The organism is Sporosarcina sp. Marseille-Q4063 (assembly GCF_018309085.1).
Taxonomy (GTDB): Bacteria; Bacillota; Bacilli; order Bacillales_A; family Planococcaceae; genus Sporosarcina.
Genome location: NZ_CP070502.1, coordinates 3,648,657 through 3,667,646, shown reverse-complemented (window position 1 = coordinate 3,667,646; position 18,990 = coordinate 3,648,657). Strand labels below are relative to the sequence as shown.

General features: G+C 38.6%; 19 protein-coding genes. 1 reads left to right on the top strand and 18 read right to left on the bottom strand.

What is annotated here, in order from left to right; all coding sequences use genetic code 11:
- Positions 1 to 8: 8 nt before the first annotated feature.
- The 11 genes from JSQ81_RS18420 to fadH all read right to left on the bottom strand — a co-directional run bounded on the left by JSQ81_RS18420 (position 9) and on the right by fadH (position 11,652).
- Positions 9 to 881: a DUF58 domain-containing protein gene (locus tag JSQ81_RS18420; RefSeq protein WP_212605439.1), complete on the bottom strand. Its 873-nt coding sequence runs from the start codon at positions 879 to 881 to the stop codon at positions 9 to 11.
- A complete protein-coding gene (locus tag JSQ81_RS18415) occupies positions 881 to 1,873 on the bottom strand; it encodes an AAA family ATPase (protein ID WP_212605438.1) in 993 nt (330 codons plus the stop codon). Before JSQ81_RS18415 ends, JSQ81_RS18420 begins: the two co-directional genes overlap by 1 nt.
- 24 nt (positions 1,874 to 1,897) lie before the next feature.
- The gene (locus tag JSQ81_RS20095) at positions 1,898 to 3,331 is read right to left on the bottom strand and encodes a hypothetical protein (RefSeq protein ID WP_249336576.1); all 1,434 of its coding nucleotides are present in this window, start codon (positions 3,329 to 3,331) and stop codon (positions 1,898 to 1,900) included.
- A 15-nt stretch (positions 3,332 to 3,346) separates the two neighbouring features.
- Positions 3,347 to 4,189, bottom strand: a complete 843-nt coding sequence (locus JSQ81_RS18400; RefSeq protein WP_212605435.1) for an ABC transporter permease — start codon at positions 4,187 to 4,189, stop codon at positions 3,347 to 3,349.
- Entirely contained in the window at positions 4,179 to 5,123 is a 945-nt protein-coding gene (locus JSQ81_RS18395) for an ABC transporter ATP-binding protein (protein WP_212605434.1), read from the bottom strand. Before JSQ81_RS18395 ends, JSQ81_RS18400 begins: the two co-directional genes overlap by 11 nt.
- Positions 5,120 to 7,510 (bottom strand): hypothetical protein, encoded by a 2,391-nt coding sequence (locus JSQ81_RS18390; protein WP_212605433.1) that lies wholly within the window; start codon positions 7,508 to 7,510, stop codon positions 5,120 to 5,122. The genes JSQ81_RS18395 and JSQ81_RS18390 overlap by 4 nt, the downstream gene beginning before the upstream one ends.
- A 65-nt stretch (positions 7,511 to 7,575) precedes the next feature.
- Positions 7,576 to 8,472: a transcriptional regulator CcpC gene (locus tag JSQ81_RS18385; protein ID WP_212605432.1), complete on the bottom strand. Its 897-nt coding sequence runs from the start codon at positions 8,470 to 8,472 to the stop codon at positions 7,576 to 7,578.
- Complete coding sequence (locus JSQ81_RS18380; RefSeq protein WP_212605431.1) at positions 8,459 to 9,949, bottom strand: MDR family MFS transporter; 1,491 nt, start codon at positions 9,947 to 9,949, stop codon at positions 8,459 to 8,461. Before JSQ81_RS18380 ends, JSQ81_RS18385 begins: the two co-directional genes overlap by 14 nt.
- Before the next feature lie 64 nt (positions 9,950 to 10,013).
- Positions 10,014 to 10,454 carry a cyclic-di-AMP-binding protein CbpB gene (gene cbpB, locus JSQ81_RS18375; RefSeq protein WP_212605430.1) on the bottom strand — a complete coding sequence of 147 codons (441 nt, stop codon included), beginning with the start codon at positions 10,452 to 10,454 and terminating at the stop codon, positions 10,014 to 10,016.
- Positions 10,455 to 10,598: 144 nt separating this feature from the next.
- The gene (locus tag JSQ81_RS18370) at positions 10,599 to 10,832 is read right to left on the bottom strand and encodes a hypothetical protein (protein ID WP_212605429.1); all 234 of its coding nucleotides are present in this window, start codon (positions 10,830 to 10,832) and stop codon (positions 10,599 to 10,601) included.
- Positions 10,833 to 10,893: 61 nt separating this feature from the next.
- Complete coding sequence (gene fadH / locus JSQ81_RS18365) at positions 10,894 to 11,652, bottom strand: 2,4-dienoyl-CoA reductase (protein WP_212605428.1); 759 nt, start codon at positions 11,650 to 11,652, stop codon at positions 10,894 to 10,896.
- Positions 11,653 to 11,852: 200 nt separating this feature from the next.
- Here fadH and JSQ81_RS18360 point away from each other — a divergent pair, with 200 nt between their 5' ends.
- Positions 11,853 to 12,314, top strand: coding sequence for a YkyB family protein (locus JSQ81_RS18360; RefSeq protein ID WP_249336575.1), 462 nt, complete (start codon positions 11,853 to 11,855; stop codon positions 12,312 to 12,314).
- A gap of 188 nt (positions 12,315 to 12,502) precedes the next feature.
- Here the strand turns inward: JSQ81_RS18360 and JSQ81_RS18355 are convergent, their stop codons facing one another.
- The 7 genes from JSQ81_RS18355 to JSQ81_RS18325 all read right to left on the bottom strand — a co-directional run bounded on the left by JSQ81_RS18355 (position 12,503) and on the right by JSQ81_RS18325 (position 18,970).
- On the bottom strand, positions 12,503 to 13,372 hold the full coding sequence (locus tag JSQ81_RS18355; RefSeq protein WP_212605426.1) for an NAD(P)-dependent oxidoreductase: 870 nt from the start codon (positions 13,370 to 13,372) through the stop codon (positions 12,503 to 12,505).
- A gap of 179 nt (positions 13,373 to 13,551) precedes the next feature.
- Positions 13,552 to 14,739 carry a hypothetical protein gene (locus JSQ81_RS18350; RefSeq protein WP_212605425.1) on the bottom strand — a complete coding sequence of 396 codons (1,188 nt, stop codon included), beginning with the start codon at positions 14,737 to 14,739 and terminating at the stop codon, positions 13,552 to 13,554.
- A 29-nt stretch (positions 14,740 to 14,768) separates the two neighbouring features.
- Positions 14,769 to 16,025, bottom strand: coding sequence for a hypothetical protein (locus JSQ81_RS18345; RefSeq protein ID WP_212605424.1), 1,257 nt, complete (start codon positions 16,023 to 16,025; stop codon positions 14,769 to 14,771).
- Positions 15,986 to 17,176 (bottom strand): DUF58 domain-containing protein, encoded by a 1,191-nt coding sequence (locus JSQ81_RS18340; RefSeq protein ID WP_212605423.1) that lies wholly within the window; start codon positions 17,174 to 17,176, stop codon positions 15,986 to 15,988. The genes JSQ81_RS18345 and JSQ81_RS18340 overlap by 40 nt, the downstream gene beginning before the upstream one ends.
- Complete coding sequence (locus tag JSQ81_RS18335; protein WP_212605422.1) at positions 17,176 to 18,111, bottom strand: AAA family ATPase; 936 nt, start codon at positions 18,109 to 18,111, stop codon at positions 17,176 to 17,178. Before JSQ81_RS18335 ends, JSQ81_RS18340 begins: the two co-directional genes overlap by 1 nt.
- Positions 18,112 to 18,134: 23 nt before the next feature.
- Positions 18,135 to 18,305 carry an aspartyl-phosphate phosphatase Spo0E family protein gene (locus tag JSQ81_RS18330; protein WP_212605421.1) on the bottom strand — a complete coding sequence of 57 codons (171 nt, stop codon included), beginning with the start codon at positions 18,303 to 18,305 and terminating at the stop codon, positions 18,135 to 18,137.
- A gap of 224 nt (positions 18,306 to 18,529) precedes the next feature.
- Positions 18,530 to 18,970, bottom strand: a complete 441-nt coding sequence (locus JSQ81_RS18325) for a MarR family winged helix-turn-helix transcriptional regulator (protein WP_212605420.1) — start codon at positions 18,968 to 18,970, stop codon at positions 18,530 to 18,532.
- Between the last annotated feature and the right edge of the window lie 20 nt (positions 18,971 to 18,990).

Here is an 18,990-nt window from a genome sequence, read left to right as displayed (position 1 = left end):
CTTTCCTCCTATTCCAGCCAACCAACTTGGCGCATCCTTTTCGTCATCAATGTCATAACGCCTGCATGTACTTTCCCGTGAATAATTTGGATTCCATATTTTTTTGCAAGCGCGAATAATTTACCTTCGTGGATTTCTTTCGCCTCGATATATTGGCGAATTGAACGGTTTGTCATTGTCACTTCAACGCCGTCGTCACTCTCGATATCAACCAATCGAACATCGCCTTCATAGGATGGCAATTCCTCTGATTCTGACTGCACAAGAATAACACGCACATCATTACAAATGCCTCGTAACCTTTTAAATAAATGCGCCCAGTTTTCCGTTTCTTCAAGTCCATCCGTAACGAGAAATAAAACTGTTAATGCCTTTGGAATATAGCTCAATAGGTTGTCTGTGAATCCACTTTCTGAATTCGGTTCTTCAATTGACGAAAGAAATTTCGTGACTGCTGCCCGCTGTGCAACCCCTTTTTTTCGGATGAAGCGACTTTGACCTTGAACCCGTGTCGAAACTGAAACTGTATCGCCGCTTTTTAACGCAATATGACCTAGACCGACACAAATTTTACGAGCATAATCCCATTTTCCATCTACCTGCATGGATTTCGTTGAATCCAATACGATATGAATGCGCATTTCTTGTTCATCAAGATATTGTTTTATAAAGGGTTGACCCGTTCGCGCATACACATTCCAATCGATATGACGAATATCATCGCCCATATGATATTCCCGGAAATCCGAAAAATCTAATGAAGAACCCGTCTTTCTAGATCGGTGTGTTCCTTTATGATGGCCGAGTCTACCAGACTTTGTCGCAATTGATAGCCCACCCAATCGACTTAATAGCTGATTTGGAAATAATTCTTCATTCATTAGACGGATGCCCCTTGTTTCACGTCCTCCAGTAATTTCAACAGAAGATGATCAACTTCTACTCCTTCTGCTTCACCTTCATAATTAATTAAAATACGATGACGAAGCGCGGGAAGTGCGACGATTTTAATATCTGCAATTGAAACATGGAGTCTTCCTGCGACAAATGCACGTGCTTTCGCTAATTTTATAATGGATTGCAACCCACGTGGTCCGCTACCGTATTGAACAAAATTCGTCCATTCACCACTTGTCTCGTCCTTAAAATGTGTTGCTGAAATTAGGTCCACTGCATAATCAATCATTTCTTCAGCGATAATTATTTCTTTTACCATGTGCTGGGCTATAACAATTTCCTCAGCATTCATTACTTTTTCTAATTTTATTTCTTTGGAACCCGTTGTTCGCATCATTATTTCTTTTAACTCTGACTTCTGCGGAAAGGGTAAAAAGATTTTACAAAGAAAACGGTCCATTTGGGCTTCTGGGAGTGGATACGTTCCTTCCATCTCAATCGGGTTTTGTGTTGCAAGGACGAAAAATGGACGCGCCATCTCACGCGTTTCTCCGAGAACGGTAACCGTTTTTTCACCCATCGCTTCAAGCAAGGCACTCTGCGTCTTCGGTGTTGCACGGTTAATCTCGTCGGCAAGTACCATTTGACTAAAAATAGGTCCTTTTTTAAATGCGAATTGTTGTTTTCCTTCTTCATTTCGTTCAATGATACTTGTTCCCGTAATATCGGCAGGCATCAAGTCCGGCGTAAATTGAATTCTTGAAAATGAGAGATCGAGCACCTCGGAAATCGTCCGAATTAGCATCGTTTTTCCCAACCCAGGTAACCCTTCAAGAAGTGCATGACCATCGGCTAAAATCGAATAGAGCGAAAACTCAACCGCCTCATGTTGGCCGACAATAAATTTACCAATTTCATTTCTTACCATTCCCAGCTTTTCGCTCATTTCTTTAAATTGTTCCTGTGTGTAAGGCATAAGCTCACTTCACTCCCATATCATCTATTCAATCGACGAAAAGTAATCCGAAAGGACCCGTTGTAAATCTGGCGATAAATTCATTTTCCCGGTGCTTTCCAAATAAGATTTTTTATAGTTGCCAATCACTTCGTTATAAGGTCGGATAGTTCCTCTTTCAGTAAGCCCATATGCTTCCCGCTCTTCAACGGATTCTCCTTCATCTAGGTTGCCACCATCAATCATGGGGTCTTTTGCGGTTCCAATCCGTTCTGATGGAATGGATAAAAGATCACGTCCGCCGGATCCCTTTCCGATTCCGGGACCTTGACCCCCTTGGCCCTGTCCCTGACCTTGACCTTGGCCTTGGCCTTGGCCTTCTCCTTTGCCTTCTCCCTTGCCTTCTCCCTTGCCTTCTCCCTTGCCTTCTCCCTTGCCTTCGCCTTTGCCTTCTCCCTTACCTTCGTCTTTGCCATCTCCCTTACCTTCGTCTTTGCCATCTCCTTGACCTTCTCCTTGACCATCGCCATCGCCTTCGCCCTCTCCTTGGCCATCGCCCGAAGCCTCATCTTTGCCTTCTCCCTTATCCCCAGATGAATCAGTCATTTCCGCTAATGCGGGTAAAGCCATACTTTTTCCTATTTTACTTAATGCTGTATTGGTTTTTCCAACGCTCTTTGCAAGATTTGTCGACAGTTCTTTTAGCGCTGTTAACTCTTGTTCCTCCGCATCGGTAAGTCCATCAGATGGATCAACAGACATGTCAGCAAGTTTTTTCTTTTCGGCAAGCTGCAACTCTTGCAAACGCAGTTCTTTTTGTTTTTTCACTAATTCTTTTAAAGCTTCTTCTGATGTCTCGGCATCCTTTAAATCAACTAGTAAATCCTCTAACGCCGTTTTATTTTCCGGCATTTTTTCTTTTTCAATTAACTTTTCAACTTCCTTTTTCATCTCATCGACAATTACCTTCTCTTGTTCAATAGCTTCCGCTTCTATTTGGGCTTCTGATGGAAAAGTTATTAACAGAATTAGAAATGCAGAACTAATAATACTGCCGAGTAACATTTTTAGATTAACAAACTTCTTATCTCGTTTTTTAAAACCCTCATAAGCCTTTGTAACCTTTAAATTAGCTTCTTCGATTATAGTGGATGCCAATAAAGAATCACTTTCTTCAATTGAAACGGCAGTCAACAGTAGATTATGAGGAATATATCGATCAAGTTGTCGTGTCGCCTCATTTTTTCTAACTCTATTGTAAACAGAATAAAAAGCAGTTCCCCCTAAGACAAGAACCGCTATAATGATTGCAAAACGTTCATAAGAAGGAATGACGAATAGCCTCGAAAGCACAAATACTAAAGCCGCACTCACAACAGCAAAAAACATTCCCGATTGCATCGTATAGACGACTTTCTCGATTCGCAAACGAAGCAATGCAGCGTTAATATAGTTGTGTAATACTGATTTTCTATCCATTCGCCAAACCTCCTCTTATTTAAGTCGTTTCATATTTACTCGCAAGTTTTTAACCGCGATGAACAATGACAGGATCGTAATTGATAAATAAAATATTAAATACGTTCCCCATATCGGAAAGTCAATCAACGTAACCGAAGAAATTCCTTCCTCGATTTCCGGTGATAATAAAGACGCCATCAGAACTCCGGGATTAATCGACGCCAAAAAATAGGCTGGGAATGATGTCGGAACAGCATTTGTGCTTAACGACATCAACTGTATAAACATTAAAGCTAGAAAACCTGTGACAGTCGTTAAAAATAACATTGTTCCATACGTTGCGATCATCGACACTATCGTGCGCCGAATAATTGTCGAAAACATAACCCCAAGACTGCCAATGGCAAATAATGTGACGAACAAAAATAGAAACACTAGCCCAAAATCAACGGGTGAAATTCCGCCAAATAGAAATACAAGGCTGTAAATCGGAAGACCAGCAAAAATTAGTAACAATAAAAAGGCGATGGATGACAGTAATTTACCCGAGATAATTTGAAAGGAACTTTGGGATGTCGTCAACAAAATAGGCAACGTCTGTTTTTCCCTTTCTGTACTAATTACCCCTGCTGTCAGACCGGGGCTTATAAATAATACTAAACCTAATTGTATAAACGAAAGCAGTGTAAACAGGAAGAAGCTCTCATCCGGCGTGAAATAACTCGTTTGATTTACACTCATTGTAACGAAGATAAAACCGAAAACGAAGATACACATAACGATTAAATAAAACAAAATTCCGTTGAAGCTTTTCGGCGATCGAAACCTCAATTTTATTTCTTTTGATAAAACTGGATTATTTAAATTAAGCTTCATCTTCAATCGCTCCTTTCGTTATTTCCATGAATACATCTTCTAAATTTGTAACATGTTCTGTAAACGAAAGAATCGGAATGTTATTTGCCATCGCATTTTTTAGTAATTCAACTTGGTCCTCATCGGTTCCTTTAAATGAAAAACTAATTCCATTTATCGCTTCTAACTTCTCAATATTCGTAATGAATGGATTCTCTTCGAAATGATGAATAGTTTGTTGTTCAATTGACGCCGTCAAATGCACTGTAATAACTTTTTCGCCTCTGAGTTGAGTTTGAATTTCATTGACCGAACCATGCGCAATTATTCTACCATTGTCGATGACGCCAATTTCATCACACATTTCTGCTAGCTCAGGCAATATATGCGAAGAAATTAAAATTGTTTTCCCCATTTTTTTCAGAGACTTTAAAATATCACGCATTTCAATACGCGCTCTTGGATCTAGACCAGAAGCAGGTTCGTCTAAAATAAGAACTTTTGGATCATGGATCAGGCTGCGCGCTAAACATAATCTTTGTTTCATTCCTCTAGATAATAAGTCAACGTATTCATAACGCTTATGTGTCAAATTGACAAGCTCCAACAGTTGGGGAATAATTTTTTTCCGTTCAGATTCAGAAATGCCATAACTAGCAGCGTAAAAATCCAAATACTCATCCGCTTTTAATTGATCATACACGCCGAAAAAATCCGGCATATACCCTATCATTTTACGAATTTCGGTAGGATTTTTTCGAACGCTGATTCCATTGATAAATAATTCGCCCGACGTTGGTTGTAAAAGAGTAGCAAGTATTAGAAACATCGTTGATTTTCCAGCACCGTTCGCACCGACGAAACCGAAAACTGTTCCTTCTTTTAAAGACAAGTTAATATCATCTAGTGCTTTAAAGTTACCGTATTTTTTTGTAACACCTTTTATCTCAATCATTTCGACACCTCCCCTACTAATTCCAGTTTCGGGAGAACTTCTCCGGTACTATACTGTCCACTATTAAAGTTGATTTGAATGGAGAGAATCCCATCCTCAGTTATATAGTCAGTCATATTTTCGGTGAATATCATTTCATCTGATTCGATTAGTTCATATTCGCCGGTTCGGATATTCAATATCCGGCTACTGTACAATTGATTGTCAAGATTGGACAGCTTCATGGTTGCCCAGTCAATTTCTGTTGTTATTAATTCATCTGGCAATTTCCATGACTGTGTATAATCCATTCCTTCTTCGTACATTTCATGTGCAGGATTTTCGATAACATAATTACCATAACCCGGTTCGCCGAACGTCATATACATTTCAAGCATACTTTCATCAACCGTAATTTTCCCTTTTAAATTGAGTTCTAACTTTATAGTCTGGACAATCATCGTCAATGCAGATAGTGAAGTGTTAACTTTTTCAAGTGTGATTGGAACAACTTGCGTATCGGTATAACCGATTAGGACAGGTTTGTTCGATAAACTCATATTGTCATTGAAAAATGATAAGGCGCTATTTTTTCGCATTTTCATAAGATCATCATTTACTACGGCCGAGTACATTCCTTGATATGGCAATCTTGGGCCTAATAGGGTCGTTTTTAACGTTTCTTTAATTTCAATGGTTTCCCCTGCTCCAATATCGTCTAAGGAGATAAAATCGCTTCCTGACCATATGACGACATCTTTTAACTCAAATGGAAAATCATTTGTAATCGAACCTGTTAACTCTCCAGTACTAAATGTCAAATCGTTGACAATTCCCCCAACATCTTTTAAATGTGTTTCCCCATAAACGGACGCGACGTTCCAATAGCCAACATTCTGGAAATGCAATGCTGTACCTGTAGCATCATTTTCAAGCATGGCTCTCTTATGGACCATATTGCCACTTGTATTAAACATTGTACCTTGAGGTGAGGCAGCAAGCGTTGTTCCGTGGGGTGCTTTAAAGATATAATCACCCGATTTATTGGACAGTATCGCTTCGGCAAAATATCCTTTAACATTTCCATCCTCTTCAACATTCAAAACGGCTGTATGCTGAATTTGTGCACGGCCAATCCGATCCTTCGCACCATATCCAAAAATTGCAACTGACGTTAATAACGCAATCGCAGGTATAATCCACCATGCATATTCACGCTTATCCTTGCGTTTTAAGATAAAGTACAATATCGGAATAATGATGATTATATACAGTGCAATAATTCCAAAAATTAATGGTGCAGAAACTTTAAATGACGGAAATAATTCATTGGTATGACCAACCGTATAGGATAATTGATTTAACGGGTCGTACATATTTTTAAATGGAGAAATGATTACATTTTCACCAGCAGAAAATAAAGCGTTCCAGAAAGCTTTCATTCCCGGTGATTTTGCAATTGGTTCGTCACCTAGGGAAAATGCGGTTTGAATGACGAGTCCTTGCCCAAGTTTTTTATGAGCGACAAGTAAATGGTCTTCTTCTTGAACAAGCGCTACAGCACCTTCATTTAATTCAGATGAATATACACGAATTTTTTCCTCGAACCCCGTTGTATTCGCCCATTCATTTAGCGCTGTTGGTACGAGTTCTATTTGTTCAGTCAATTTCATTGGTAAATAAGATGAAAACACGCCCACTTCGTTTTCCAAGTTCTCAGAACTGCCTATGATGATAATTCCGCCATTTTTCACCCATTCAAGTAATGCAAGTTGTTTTTCGCTTTGCAAATCCGCAAATGCATATTCATCTAAAACAATATAATCAATCATATCCCAACCGTGTGCATCATCCGGAAAACTCATTATGCCTATCTTTTCCGAATCTATTAATTGAACACTGGAGGCAGATGCGATATCAACACTTTTCAGTGAAACAAGTCGGTCTACGTTATTTGTAAATGTCACAATCATTTTCTCATCATGATACATCGTTGCTGTTGGTGATTGTGCACCTAAATGTTTAATTTCTTTTCCTTTTTTCCAGCCGCCTTCGTAAAAGTAGATGGATTTGAAATTTGTATTTCCGTACATCCCCGCCATTCCATCCATATTATTTACAATGAAAGAAATCGTTTTTGTTTCTCCTGTTCCGATTTCAACGGGAAACGCCCTGCCCATTCCTTGTTGATAAGAATCCATCACATCTATTACTAAATCGCCACTAAAATGGGTTCCCGTATTTTCAACAGTAATTGAAATGGGAACCCCTTTTTCATATTTAGCTTTTCCGTCAATACCAGCGGATACTTTAACATTTAAATCCGGCTTTGCCAAAGCCGTAACGCCCGGAATTATCAAAATAAATACGATGATTGCCAGTAAATACCCCATAATTTTTTTCATCATAATCCATGGCCCCCGTTTTTTAAGAGTCTTTTATAATAGTACGAATGAGCGAGAGATAAGTTTCTTTATTGAATACTTTTATTTTTCCGTATCTTTTTCGCGTGTTGTTGAACAATTTCTGTAAAAGCGGATACTTGCTTTAACTCAAAGGACGATTCATACCCGATAAGCCAAGTATCCCGTGTCAATTCAAATTCTTCGTCGCTGTTCAATAACGGGATTTTATTGACCTTTTCATCGCCGATTAATGTTATTGAAGGCAAAATGGCATAACCAATTCCATTAAGGGCAAGTTGTTTACAGGTCTCAATTTGATCGACTGTAATTTGTCTTTGCGGTTTTTGCCCGAAATGTCGTTGCCACCAATGTTGAATTTCTCTATGGTAGTTTGAATCACTTTTAAATTGAACAAATGGTCGTGTCGTCTCTTTTATTTGGTCGAGCGAAGTTATTTCATTGTCAACGAGATATAATTGGTCGCGGAACAAATATTCCTTCCGACTTTTCCAATCTGTTTGACCGCGAACAATTCCTATATGTGCTTCCCGTTCGTTTAAAGCTTTCACAATTTCAGAGCTCCAACCAGTCATTAGGGAAATTTGCGCATCTGGGTAACGCTCAACAAATTCTTTCAGCACCTGGGGCAACCACGTATGACCAATAATTGACGCGCATGCTATTTTCAATGTTCCATGCACTTTATCCGCCATCGATGCGATCATTTCAAGGGCTTCGTCTTTTTTCAGTATTGCTTCTTTTGCATACTCAACGACTAGTTCCCCGGCAGGCGTTGGTTCCAATCCTTTTTGGGAGCGAATAAATAATAATGTATCCCATTCTTTTTCAATGGATTGGAGACGTTGTGATAAGGCTGGTTGGGAAAGAAATAAACGATCAGCAGCCTTTCGCATATTTCCTTCCTCGGCAAGTGTTTTTATGATTTCGAGTTCAATCATCGACATTTAAAAGCTCCTTTCCACGTGGTATTCGTAAAATAAGCAAGAGACTAATCACTGCAAATAAAGCAACGCCGACATAAACCCATTGCAAAGATTGGCCAAGTGCATTTTCGAGCAGACTAAGTTCAGGCATCGAAATTGTTTTGCGTCCTTCTTCGGTAAGAAGAAGATTTACATTGTCAACGTCAAAACTCATATTATTCTTATTAAAAGTAGCCATCAGCGTAGCATTTAATATTGCTCCGTAAAAAGCTGCTCCGACAGTGTTTCCGAAATTACGCATAAACATATTTGCTGCTGTCGCGGATCCTCTCATCTGTCTTGGTACCGCTCCTTGAATCGTGACGACGAAAGCAGTGCTTGTTAACCCCATTCCTACACCGACAAAAAAGCTTGAAACCGCCGCCCATAACGGACCCGAAGTTTCATTCATCATGACAAATAATACTGATCCGAAAACCAGAAAAATCCCTCCGATAAATGAAACCTTAAAAGTCCCCCATCGGATTAATAAATGACCTGCAACAGATGAGGCAATTGGCCAACCAATGGACATAGCCGTCAACGTAAATCCTGCGACAATTGCTGGTTGCCCCATGACCCCCGTTACATAAGTCGGCAAATAAGCAGATATGCCAATTAAAATAAACCCGGTGGTAAACGAAACTAAATTCGCATATAAAATTACTGGGTTTCTCCAAATTGAAAAAGGCATTAATGGATCTTTAGCAGCGCGTTCCACAAAAACAAATAACGTAAATAGACCGAAGGCAACCAATAATAATGCGATACTAGATAGTGAAAGCCTTCCGAATGATTGCCCGCCTTCAACTAGCCAAATTAAAATAGCAGATAAAGAAACGGTTAATAATGTTGCACCTTTATAATCAATCGAAACTTCTTTCTCTCTTTCTGGTTCCTGAAGAAATACGCCAATCCCGATCATCGCCAAAATGCCGAGCGGAATATTCACCCAAAATACGTATTCCCAACTAAAATAATAAACGATCCCGCCGCCGATCGCCGGTCCCAGAACGGCCGAAATACCCCAAATACTAGATAAATAGCCTTGCACTTTTGCTCTTTCTTTTGTTGAGTATATATCGCCAACAATTGTCGAAGCAATTGGCATGACCGCACCAGCCCCTAGACCTTGGAGCAGTCGGAACAAAATTAACTGTTCCATAGTGGCAGCAAATCCGCATAAAAATGAACCAATAATAAAAATCGTCATCCCGATAAATAGAATAGGCTTTCTTCCAAATAGGTCGGCTAATTTCCCGTAAACTAAAACAGTGACAGTACTCATTAACAGATATGCAGAAAATATCCAACTATACCTCGAAAATCCGCCAAGATCTGATGCAATTACCGGCATTGCAGTTGTCACGATTGTCGCTTCAACTGCGCTAACAAACATTGCAAGCATGACAGATATAAGGACGAGCGGTCTATTCATTGCTTTTTTACTTAATCCCATATATTTCACCTTCCAAAAAGAGAAGGCTCCTACTACGGAGCCTTCTCAGGTTGTTTCATCGCCGTTAGTCAACGGAATATATATATTTCTTAAACTGTTTTAGAATTACTCTTCTCGTTAAAATACCTGCAAATGTTCCGTCCTCTTCTACAACACAAACAAATGGATTATCAATTACCAAGTCCAATCCTCTTTGGAAGCGATCTGTAGTCCGTATTGTCGGAATGTTAGTTTTCATTATTTCATCAACTTTTAAATCAGGTAATCGTTCATATTCAATATGCGCTAAACCTAAAATGGAATCAGTAACTGTTCGAATACTAAGAAGTCCTTTTAATCGGTCATCCGCATCAAGCACTGGAATTGATGAATATCCTGTTTTAGTTAAAACGAGGAGAGCATGTTCCGCATTGTTACCAATTTGAACGTGTACGACCTTTTCAGCTGAAATAATATAATCTGCGATAGGGGTAAACAAAAACTCTTTATTTCTAACAGAAATCATGCAAATCGGCTCCTTCTATCTCTGTGCTAGACAATTCTAAACCTACTCATCTATCATAGCACAAGAAGCCTATAGTATTGAGTGAAAAGAAAAAACCTCTTCAATGAAAAAGAGGTTTTCTTAAAGAAGTAAACATACAATTTCTTACCTGAATGAAAATGCATAGTAGAAAATGATAATCCCGACAAACAGAGTCGCCACCAATATAATCCAAAATATTGGATTCAATGTAAATGGATGATCTTCAATCGCTTCTGGCATCGCGGCATCTTTTTCATTCAAAATGCCAACAGCTCGACTTGATTTTTGCACGCTTAAAATACAGATCGTGCTAATAATAATGACAACAATAATAAACGGTATTGTCCAAATATCCATACACACATCACTCCTTTATAAAAGGATGTGCAGTTAATATATTATTAACCATTCATTTTTTTTAAAACGGAAACTTATTCAACCATTGGCCACCATCAAGCGTAACAATTTCACCATTCATGAATGCAGCTTTATCAGACATGATGAATGCTGCAAGTTCTGCGATTTCTTCGGGTTTTCCGATTCTGCCAAGAGGAATCGAAGCGAGTGTCCGCTTTGCTGCTTCTTCTGATTCCCATAACCTGTCTGCACCGCCCGTACGTTCAATTGGACCTGGTGCGATACCGTTCACTCGTATTCCATACTGCGTTCCCCATTCAACCGCAAGTGTTCTGGTTAGTGACATAACACCCGCTTTAGCTGCCGCCGAATGAATGACACCAGCACCAGCATCCCATGCATACGTTGCGAGCATATTTAAAATCGTGCCTTTTTGCTTGTTCTCTATCCAATACTTTCCGACTGCACTCGAACAATAAAACGTTCCATTTAACACAATATCAATTACGGATTTCCATCCATTTGGTGAAAGTTCTTCTGCACGAACGATAAAGTTCCCCGCCGCATTATTAACGAGACCATCGATGCGGCCAAATTTCTCATCTGTAAAGTTGACCATTTGTTGAACTGATTCAACATCTCTGACATCCATTTGAAAAACAGAAGCATTTTCGCCAATTTCTTCTTTGGCTGCATGCAAGCGTTCAAAATCTCTTCCGGTAATGACAACATTTGCGCCTTCATCTGCAAACTTTTTCGCCATATATTTCCCCATTCCGTTTGATCCACCCGTAACAATCATCACTTTTTCTTTAAACATATTATTCCCCCTCAGCTTAGTGAATGAATACTCACTCATAATATATCATAAATAATGTAGAATGACGACGAAAGATTCTAAATTATCTTTTCTAGTCTTTCGTAGTGTCCTGCAAATCCGCTTAATTCATGTACAAAGAAAGTCCTTTTTGGTATTATAAAGATTGTATAATATTTAACAATACTAAAAGGAGGCCAATTTTGAAAAGTAGTCCATCTATTCGAGACCTTACAGTTGCTATCTACACTGTAAATCGCCATGCAAAAACCGCTCCGGATAATAAAGAGTTATATGAACTTAAAAAGTTAGCGCTTGAAAAACTCATTAAAAAAGGTCATGCAACAAAAATCGGATTGCATTTCGTCGATAATCCAAAGTTTAGTAAACAACATTCAACGACCTTGGTTCGTTGTTGCGATTTCCTCTTCCACATGATCCCTGAAAAAGAAGACTTCAAATCTCTTCCACATCTTGGTCAACAAGACCAAACTGCTCGTAATCCTCAAGAACGCATGAGTTTACGCGTTGCAAAAGAGCTCCTTGAAGGTTTCATAGGAATACCCCCAAAAAAGCCAATTATAAAGAAAAGCAAACTAAAAAAGAAAAGTGTTCATAACGTTCACAAAACAAATAGTTTTCGATCATCATATTTAGATGGCTAATTTTAAAAATGGACAGGTTAATTGCTTCTTTGCAATTAACTTGTTAAGTGCTTCTTTGCAATTTACTTGTTAAGTGCTTCTTTGCAATTTACTTGTTAATTGCTTCTTTGCAATTTACTTGTTAAGTGCTTTTTTTTGCAATTTACTTGTTAATTGCGTCAGGCAATTGACCTGTCCATTTTATATTATTAGGATTGATATTTTTTATAAAGGACCTGTGTTCCGTTGTCTCCATAACCTTGTTCTAGCAAATGATGATACATACTGCGTGCTAGCTCCAAACCTGGCAAGTTCAATCCCATTTGCTCAGCTTCCGCTAATGCAATATCCATATCCTTCAAAAAGTGTTTCACATAAAACCCTGGTTCAAAATCATCCTTTAGCATGCGAGGCGCTAAATTGGATAGTGACCAAGATCCAGCAGCACCCGTTGAAATCGACTTTAAAACATTTTCAGGGTCAAGTCCTGCTTGCTCCGCATAGACAATCGCCTCGCATACGCCAATCATGTTTGTTGCGATGGCAATTTGGTTACACATTTTTGTATGTTGACCGGCTCCGGCATCGCCTTGATAAATTATATCTTTCCCGAAAACTTCCAGAACTGGACGAACCCTATTAAATACATCTTCGTCTCCGCCGCACATAATAGAAAGCGTGCCGTTCTTAGCACCGACATCGCCACCTGAAACAGGCGCATCAATGGATGCCATTTTGCGAGTGTTTGCAACGCTTGCAATGCGTTTAGCTAATGCAGGACTTGATGTAGTCATGTCGATTATAATTTGGCCTTCACTTCCCGCTTCAAATATACCGGACGAACCAAAGTAAACAGCTTCCACATCGACAGGATATCCTACCATCGTAATAACGATATTCGCCCCCGCTGTTGCTTCACTTGGCGTCTGGGCCCATTTCGCACCGTCACTAATAAGAGCGGTTGCACGTTCTTTCGTGCGTGTGTAAATAGTAACTTCATAGTTAGCCTTAAGTAAATGTCGAACAATGCTGCTGCCCATTACACCGGTTCCTATAAAGGCAATTTTCTTTAAAGTCATTCCAATTCCTCCCTATTTAAATGAGCTATTTTGTTTATTCTATCAGAAATTTTAGATTCCGACATTTTTTTAAGACTAAACAAAAAAAGAGGATGAACTTTTTGTCAAAGTTCATCCTAAAAAGGGGGAAATGAGAATGTTGCTGTGTTCAGATATAATATCCCCGATTTATCTAATGATTAAACATTTTTATTAAAATTATTTATTTTTATTTTATTTAATGTTGCCACAAACTGTCGACTTTCTTCTTCCGGAATCGTCAAGGAACCATATCGAACCTTATTATAAGTCATAATTAGCTGATTATCCTGTTCCCATCCCATCCGCTGAAACCATTCTTTCACCGTTTCACCGGCTAATCGAGAGGACTTTGCAAGCTCTGCGTCTTTTTCAAATTCCTGATAGGCCACCCTCACAACATTTGTGGTTGATAAAAGATTTATATCTTGATTTTTAATTATTTTTCTTTTATTTAGTCCAAACGGTTGCAAACTGTAAGAGGGCATCTTAATTGTATCAATAGTGATTTTACGTTTTTTTAGAATCATGATCATAAATATAATTGCAAGGGCAATCGCGATAATTGTTATATACAATCCGAGATTTATTTGGTCAGATGAGGTCGGCGTTTCGATAAGTACTTCTTCTAATGGCTCGTCTTCAGGTATTGCTTGATTTGGCAATTCCACCTCAGGTAATAATGAGGCAGTTTTTTTAAATACATTCCCAAACAACATAATAAAAACATTTATTATAGCAGAACGGAAAGACTCTATGAAAAAGTAAACGGTGACAAAGGTTACAACCCCAATACCCAATACACTTCCGAACATTTTATGGACTGCCCTGAATTGAAAATTGGGTATCCATTTCCCCGTTATCATAACTATTATATAACGCAAAACAATATATAAAATTGTCGTTGCTATAAATAATATTACATGTGTCTGATTAAATTCGGTCTTTTCAGGTTGTAGCAAATAGATCGTTGTTATGAGATAAAAAACTGTAAAAACAATTGTATTAACAGCCATAAAGTTCCAACGTGCAGGCCGTTCGGAGTTAAAATTCGTATGTATTCGCCAAAATATATAAGTCCATACTAAAATTGTCGGTGTTACCGGTATTCCAATTATAAATAAAGGCATGGACAGGAATAAGGAAATCAGTAAACCAATCAGCGCTGTGTAGGAAAAGGTATTGAAAAGAAAATAAATCCCGATTCCAGCTAGGACGGAAAGGATCAAAATTAAATAATGAGGAGATATCGCAATATCTCCCGATAATAATAAAAGGGGATAAGTTAACAGCAATAATTCAATCGAAAAACTTTCAGTATTTTTCAATACGTTGTCGTTTTTCATCACTGCACTTCCCCCTTTATCTGTACTATTAATTAACGTCTATTAGTAAAATACTTGTCACGTATCTCATTCAAATCATCTTCAAATCGACGACCTTCTTCTTCGGTCAAAGTCATAGCCCCGTATCGTGCTTTATCATAAGTCGCAAATAAATTTTCGTTATTTCTCCAACCCATTCTCGAAAACCATTCTTTTACAGTTTCTCCCGCAAAGCGAGGATGCTTTGCCTGATGAGCGTCATTTTCAAAACTTTGATAAGCCGTTCGCACCGCATTTGATGCAATTGAATAGTCATATACTTGTTCGACATCTGATTTCTTTTTATCGCCCCGACCGAATAAACGAACTTTATAAGCTGGACCTTTCGATTCATCGTACATATGTCGTTTTTGTCTGAAATTCAAATAAAGGACAATAGCAGCTAATATGGCAGCACCAATGACTACGTAAACCCCGATATTCAGTTCCGCTCTTGATGAAAAGATTTCCAGTTTTCCATCCATATCATTGTCAGTGTTATAAATTGTTGGTTTTTCCATCTCTTGGTACTTTTTCCATCTCAAGTAATCTAGCCAATCAATAACATAATCGATAAAAGGCGTTATGGCTGTCGATACAAACATAAACAGTCCACCGAATAGAAAGCCCAAAACAGCAAGAACAGCCGTGCGGATAGGCTCAATCAAGTAATAAATTAACAAATAGGTCGCGATTCCTACCCCTAAAATTGCCGCAAATACTTTACTTGTTTCTAACCATTCGAATTTCGGCAGGCGTCTACCAAGGATCAATATCGTAATATAACGTAAAACAATAAATAAAATAGTCGTTAATAAGAATAATAGTACATTCACTTTATTTATTTCAGTTGCATGTGCCTTCAGCAAATAACTTCGTGTAATAAAATAAAAAATTGTAAAGACTATCGTATTTATTGCCAGGAAATTCCATCTGCTATTTCGTTGCAACCCGAAATTTGCGTGCATCCGCCAAGAGGTATACATAAAAATAAATACTGTTAATGGTACTGGCAAATTGATAAAATAAAATGGCGTGGTTAGCAGAAGTGAAAAAAATAACCCCATAAGGATTGAATATGGTTTAATCTGAAAAAACAAATAGCATGCGATTCCTATACTAATGGCAACTGCTATTAATAAATAATGAGGACTCAACAGCAAGTTTTCGGAAATTAATAGAAGCGGATAAGTAAGCAGTATCAATTCCAGTATGAAACTTTCAACGTTTTTCAGCCTGAAACTGATGTCGTCGATTTGTCGTTGATCCACTGCTCCTCACCCCTTTCATAAGAACTATCGATAATCACTTCGCAGCGTTTCGACCATTTTCCATGAAAAGCATGAAAACGTTCAGGCTCATGAGTAATCAGTACAATTGTTGGCGCTAACTGTGCTTTCGACTCAATACTTTGAAGTATATTTTCAAAAGGGATTTTCGCATTTCTCTCTGATATTTGCGCTAATAACTCAAGCGACTTTTGATGCTGGACTTTTCCCACACCCGTTGCTTGATGGATAAAAGGTTGTGTTCCATACGTACGTATATTGATGATAATCTCATAAGGGATTACATGGCGTGTACAATAGTCAACATACGATGCCAACCGCTCTACTTTTCTTTCAAAATCGCCATCCGTGCGCGATTTTTCAATTGCATTAAGTATAAACATCACTGATTGTTCAGTAACTGGCAAATACTCTTTTGTTTGTAACTTTTGCATCCGAGCACTAGCAGTCCAATGAATTTGATCAAAACGATCAGATGGTACATAATCCCGAGTCCCAACTGGTTGAAACACATCGTGAAATAATGATTGACGTTGTGGTACTTCACCCGGTTTGAAAGGCGACGGATTCAATTCCCCTGTAAATGGAACAATATTTGGATACACTAGATTTTCTTGATTTACCGAATCTTCCAGTTCCATCAAAACTGAGCCTTCCCCGAATATATGGGGAACTTCAACAATGACGCGCGTTATTCTAGATAAACCTCTTTTCCTGCCTTCCAACGGAATTATAATCCGCACTTTTTCATAACTTCCGACTGAAAAAGGAACCGTAAAATCAAAAATCCCGCTAAAATGTTGCAGGTCATCTAAAGCCGGCATGACTGAATCCTCTATCGAAAGTGTTAATTTACCATTCCATATGGGCAATCTGCCATTTTCAAATTCCATTACTAAATCCGTTTCGGTTCCAATTAAAAAACGTGCTTTATTTTTAACAGGTAAGAGTTTTAAGTCTTTTCCTACATTTTTATAATACATATTTTGAACAATACCAATCAGCAGAATAGACGCGAAGCAGGCAGCCAAGACAATTTGAAAATAAATGAGTGCAAACAATAAGAAGACGAGTGCGACTCCCATCATCATATGAAGTGATTTGAAACCCTCTTCATGGCGATCCCAATTCATTAGATTGCCGCCTCTATCGGTGCGGGTATTGAACTAATAATAGCTTCCAATACGTCGTCTAGTTCTTTTGTCAGCATTCCTTCCGTCGACAACTCCATACGGTGCAAGGCTGCAGGTTCAATTATTGCTTTTACATCATCAGGTGTCGCAAAACTTCTGCCCGAAATGTAAGCATGCGCTTTGGCAGCACGTAAAATAGCTAGTGCGGCACGCGAGCTAAGGCCAAGTTCGATGAAAGGATGTTCTCTAGTCGCACGGACAATTTTCAAGATATAATGTTCGATATCTTCATGGACCGTTACGTTGCTTGCTTCAGTAGCCCATAGTTCTACATCGTCCGGACCAATTACTGATGAAGTTGTAATTTCACCTGGGTTATTCCCGTATTGCCTTAAAATTTGTTGTTCTTCTTCCATTGATGGGTAGCCGATATTCAACTTAAATAAAAATCGGTCGAGTTGGGCAGCCGGTAATGGAAATGTCCCCTGTTGAGATTCAATCGGGTTTTGAGTTGCTATTACCATAAATGGCGTTGGAAGTTTTATCGTTTCACCGTCGATAGTTACTTGTTTCTCTTCCATTGATTCTAGAAGACTTGACTGGGTACGCGGTGTTGCCCTGTTTATTTCGTCTGCAAGCAAGATGTTTGTTGAAACAGGACCTGCTTTTAAAACAAAATCCTGCGTCTGCGGATTAAAATAGCGTATTCCTGTCACATCGGATGGGAGTACGTCTGGCGTAAACTGTATACGTCTGAATTCACCTTTGAATGCACTCGCAAAGCTCTTCGCCATCATCGTTTTACCCGAACCCGGAACACTTTCCAATAAAACATGACCTTCTTGCAATAATGCAATTAACATAAAATCAAATTCTTTTTCCCTGCCAATAATAGCCTGATTCAATTCTTGCTTAAATTCTTGGATCGAAACCATTCATAACCCCTCCGATAACGTTTTTATCTTTTTCTACTTAACTTCTCGCCTCTAAATTTACTTTGATAATTTTCATAACGATTAATCAAAGCATCTAGCTTTTGACTCACCTTCAGTGTTTCCTGGGAACCTAAACCTGTTGACGTGGCAATTTCAATCATTAATTTCCGGGTTTCTTCTATTTCTTTTTCCACCTGTACCCCTCCGCGGTTCCTGTACTTTGCACTAACCGTTTTGAATTAAAAACACTTTTCCAAGGATTGTTAAGCGTGAAATAATTGAGCTTTATTAATATAGTAGCAGATTGAAAACTGTTAAAGCAAACTTATCTCAATTATTTGATAGGTCACGAAAAAGATTGCGCGTAATAGGTTGTGGACCAAAAAAAACGGCACTCTCTTTCGAGTTGCCGTTTTTATCACGATAGGTCTTTCACTGATAAACCGAGTTTTTTCAGTAAGTCAATTGCTGTATTTTGCTCTTCGGCATCCAAACCGCTCATAAGAGCCTCGATATTTTTTGCATGTTCCGGGAATATTGATTCTATCAGCTCTACTCCAGACTGCGTTATTGAAATATATGTTACCCGCTTGTCTTCTGAACAGAATACCCGCTCAAGAAATCCTCTTTTCTCAAGTTTATCGACAACATAGGTCATTGAACCACTTCTAAGCAGGATTTTCTGCCCGATTTTTTGAATGGGCTGTCTTCCTCTATGGTAAAGAAGTTCCAATACACCGAATTCCGTCGGATTCAATCCATATTGTTCAATCAATTTGTGAGCTTCTTCCAAAATTACTTTACACGAACGTGATAAAACAATAAATAACTTTAAAGCACGATCCGTACTATTTTCCATAACTTTTTCCACCTTCTGTT

Coding starts and splice junctions, on each gene's coding strand:
- JSQ81_RS18420 (WP_212605439.1), bottom strand. CDS start 881: ATGAATGAAGAATTATTTCCAAATCAGCTATTAAGTCGATTGGGTGGG.
- JSQ81_RS18415 (WP_212605438.1), bottom strand. CDS start 1,873: ATGCCTTACACACAGGAACAATTTAAAGAAATGAGCGAAAAGCTGGGA.
- JSQ81_RS20095 (WP_249336576.1), bottom strand. CDS start 3,331: ATGGATAGAAAATCAGTATTACACAACTATATTAACGCTGCATTGCTT.
- JSQ81_RS18400 (WP_212605435.1), bottom strand. CDS start 4,189: ATGAAGCTTAATTTAAATAATCCAGTTTTATCAAAAGAAATAAAATTG.
- JSQ81_RS18395 (WP_212605434.1), bottom strand. CDS start 5,123: ATGATTGAGATAAAAGGTGTTACAAAAAAATACGGTAACTTTAAAGCA.
- JSQ81_RS18390 (WP_212605433.1), bottom strand. CDS start 7,510: ATGATGAAAAAAATTATGGGGTATTTACTGGCAATCATCGTATTTATT.
- JSQ81_RS18385 (WP_212605432.1), bottom strand. CDS start 8,472: ATGTCGATGATTGAACTCGAAATCATAAAAACACTTGCCGAGGAAGGA.
- JSQ81_RS18380 (WP_212605431.1), bottom strand. CDS start 9,949: ATGGGATTAAGTAAAAAAGCAATGAATAGACCGCTCGTCCTTATATCT.
- cbpB (WP_212605430.1), bottom strand. CDS start 10,454: ATGATTTCTGTTAGAAATAAAGAGTTTTTGTTTACCCCTATCGCAGAT.
- JSQ81_RS18370 (WP_212605429.1), bottom strand. CDS start 10,832: ATGGATATTTGGACAATACCGTTTATTATTGTTGTCATTATTATTAGC.
- fadH (WP_212605428.1), bottom strand. CDS start 11,652: ATGTTTAAAGAAAAAGTGATGATTGTTACGGGTGGATCAAACGGAATG.
- JSQ81_RS18355 (WP_212605426.1), bottom strand. CDS start 13,372: ATGACTTTAAAGAAAATTGCCTTTATAGGAACCGGTGTAATGGGCAGC.
- JSQ81_RS18340 (WP_212605423.1), bottom strand. CDS start 17,176: ATGAATTGGGATCGCCATGAAGAGGGTTTCAAATCACTTCATATGATG.
- JSQ81_RS18335 (WP_212605422.1), bottom strand. CDS start 18,111: ATGGTTTCGATCCAAGAATTTAAGCAAGAATTGAATCAGGCTATTATT.
- JSQ81_RS18325 (WP_212605420.1), bottom strand. CDS start 18,970: ATGGAAAATAGTACGGATCGTGCTTTAAAGTTATTTATTGTTTTATCA.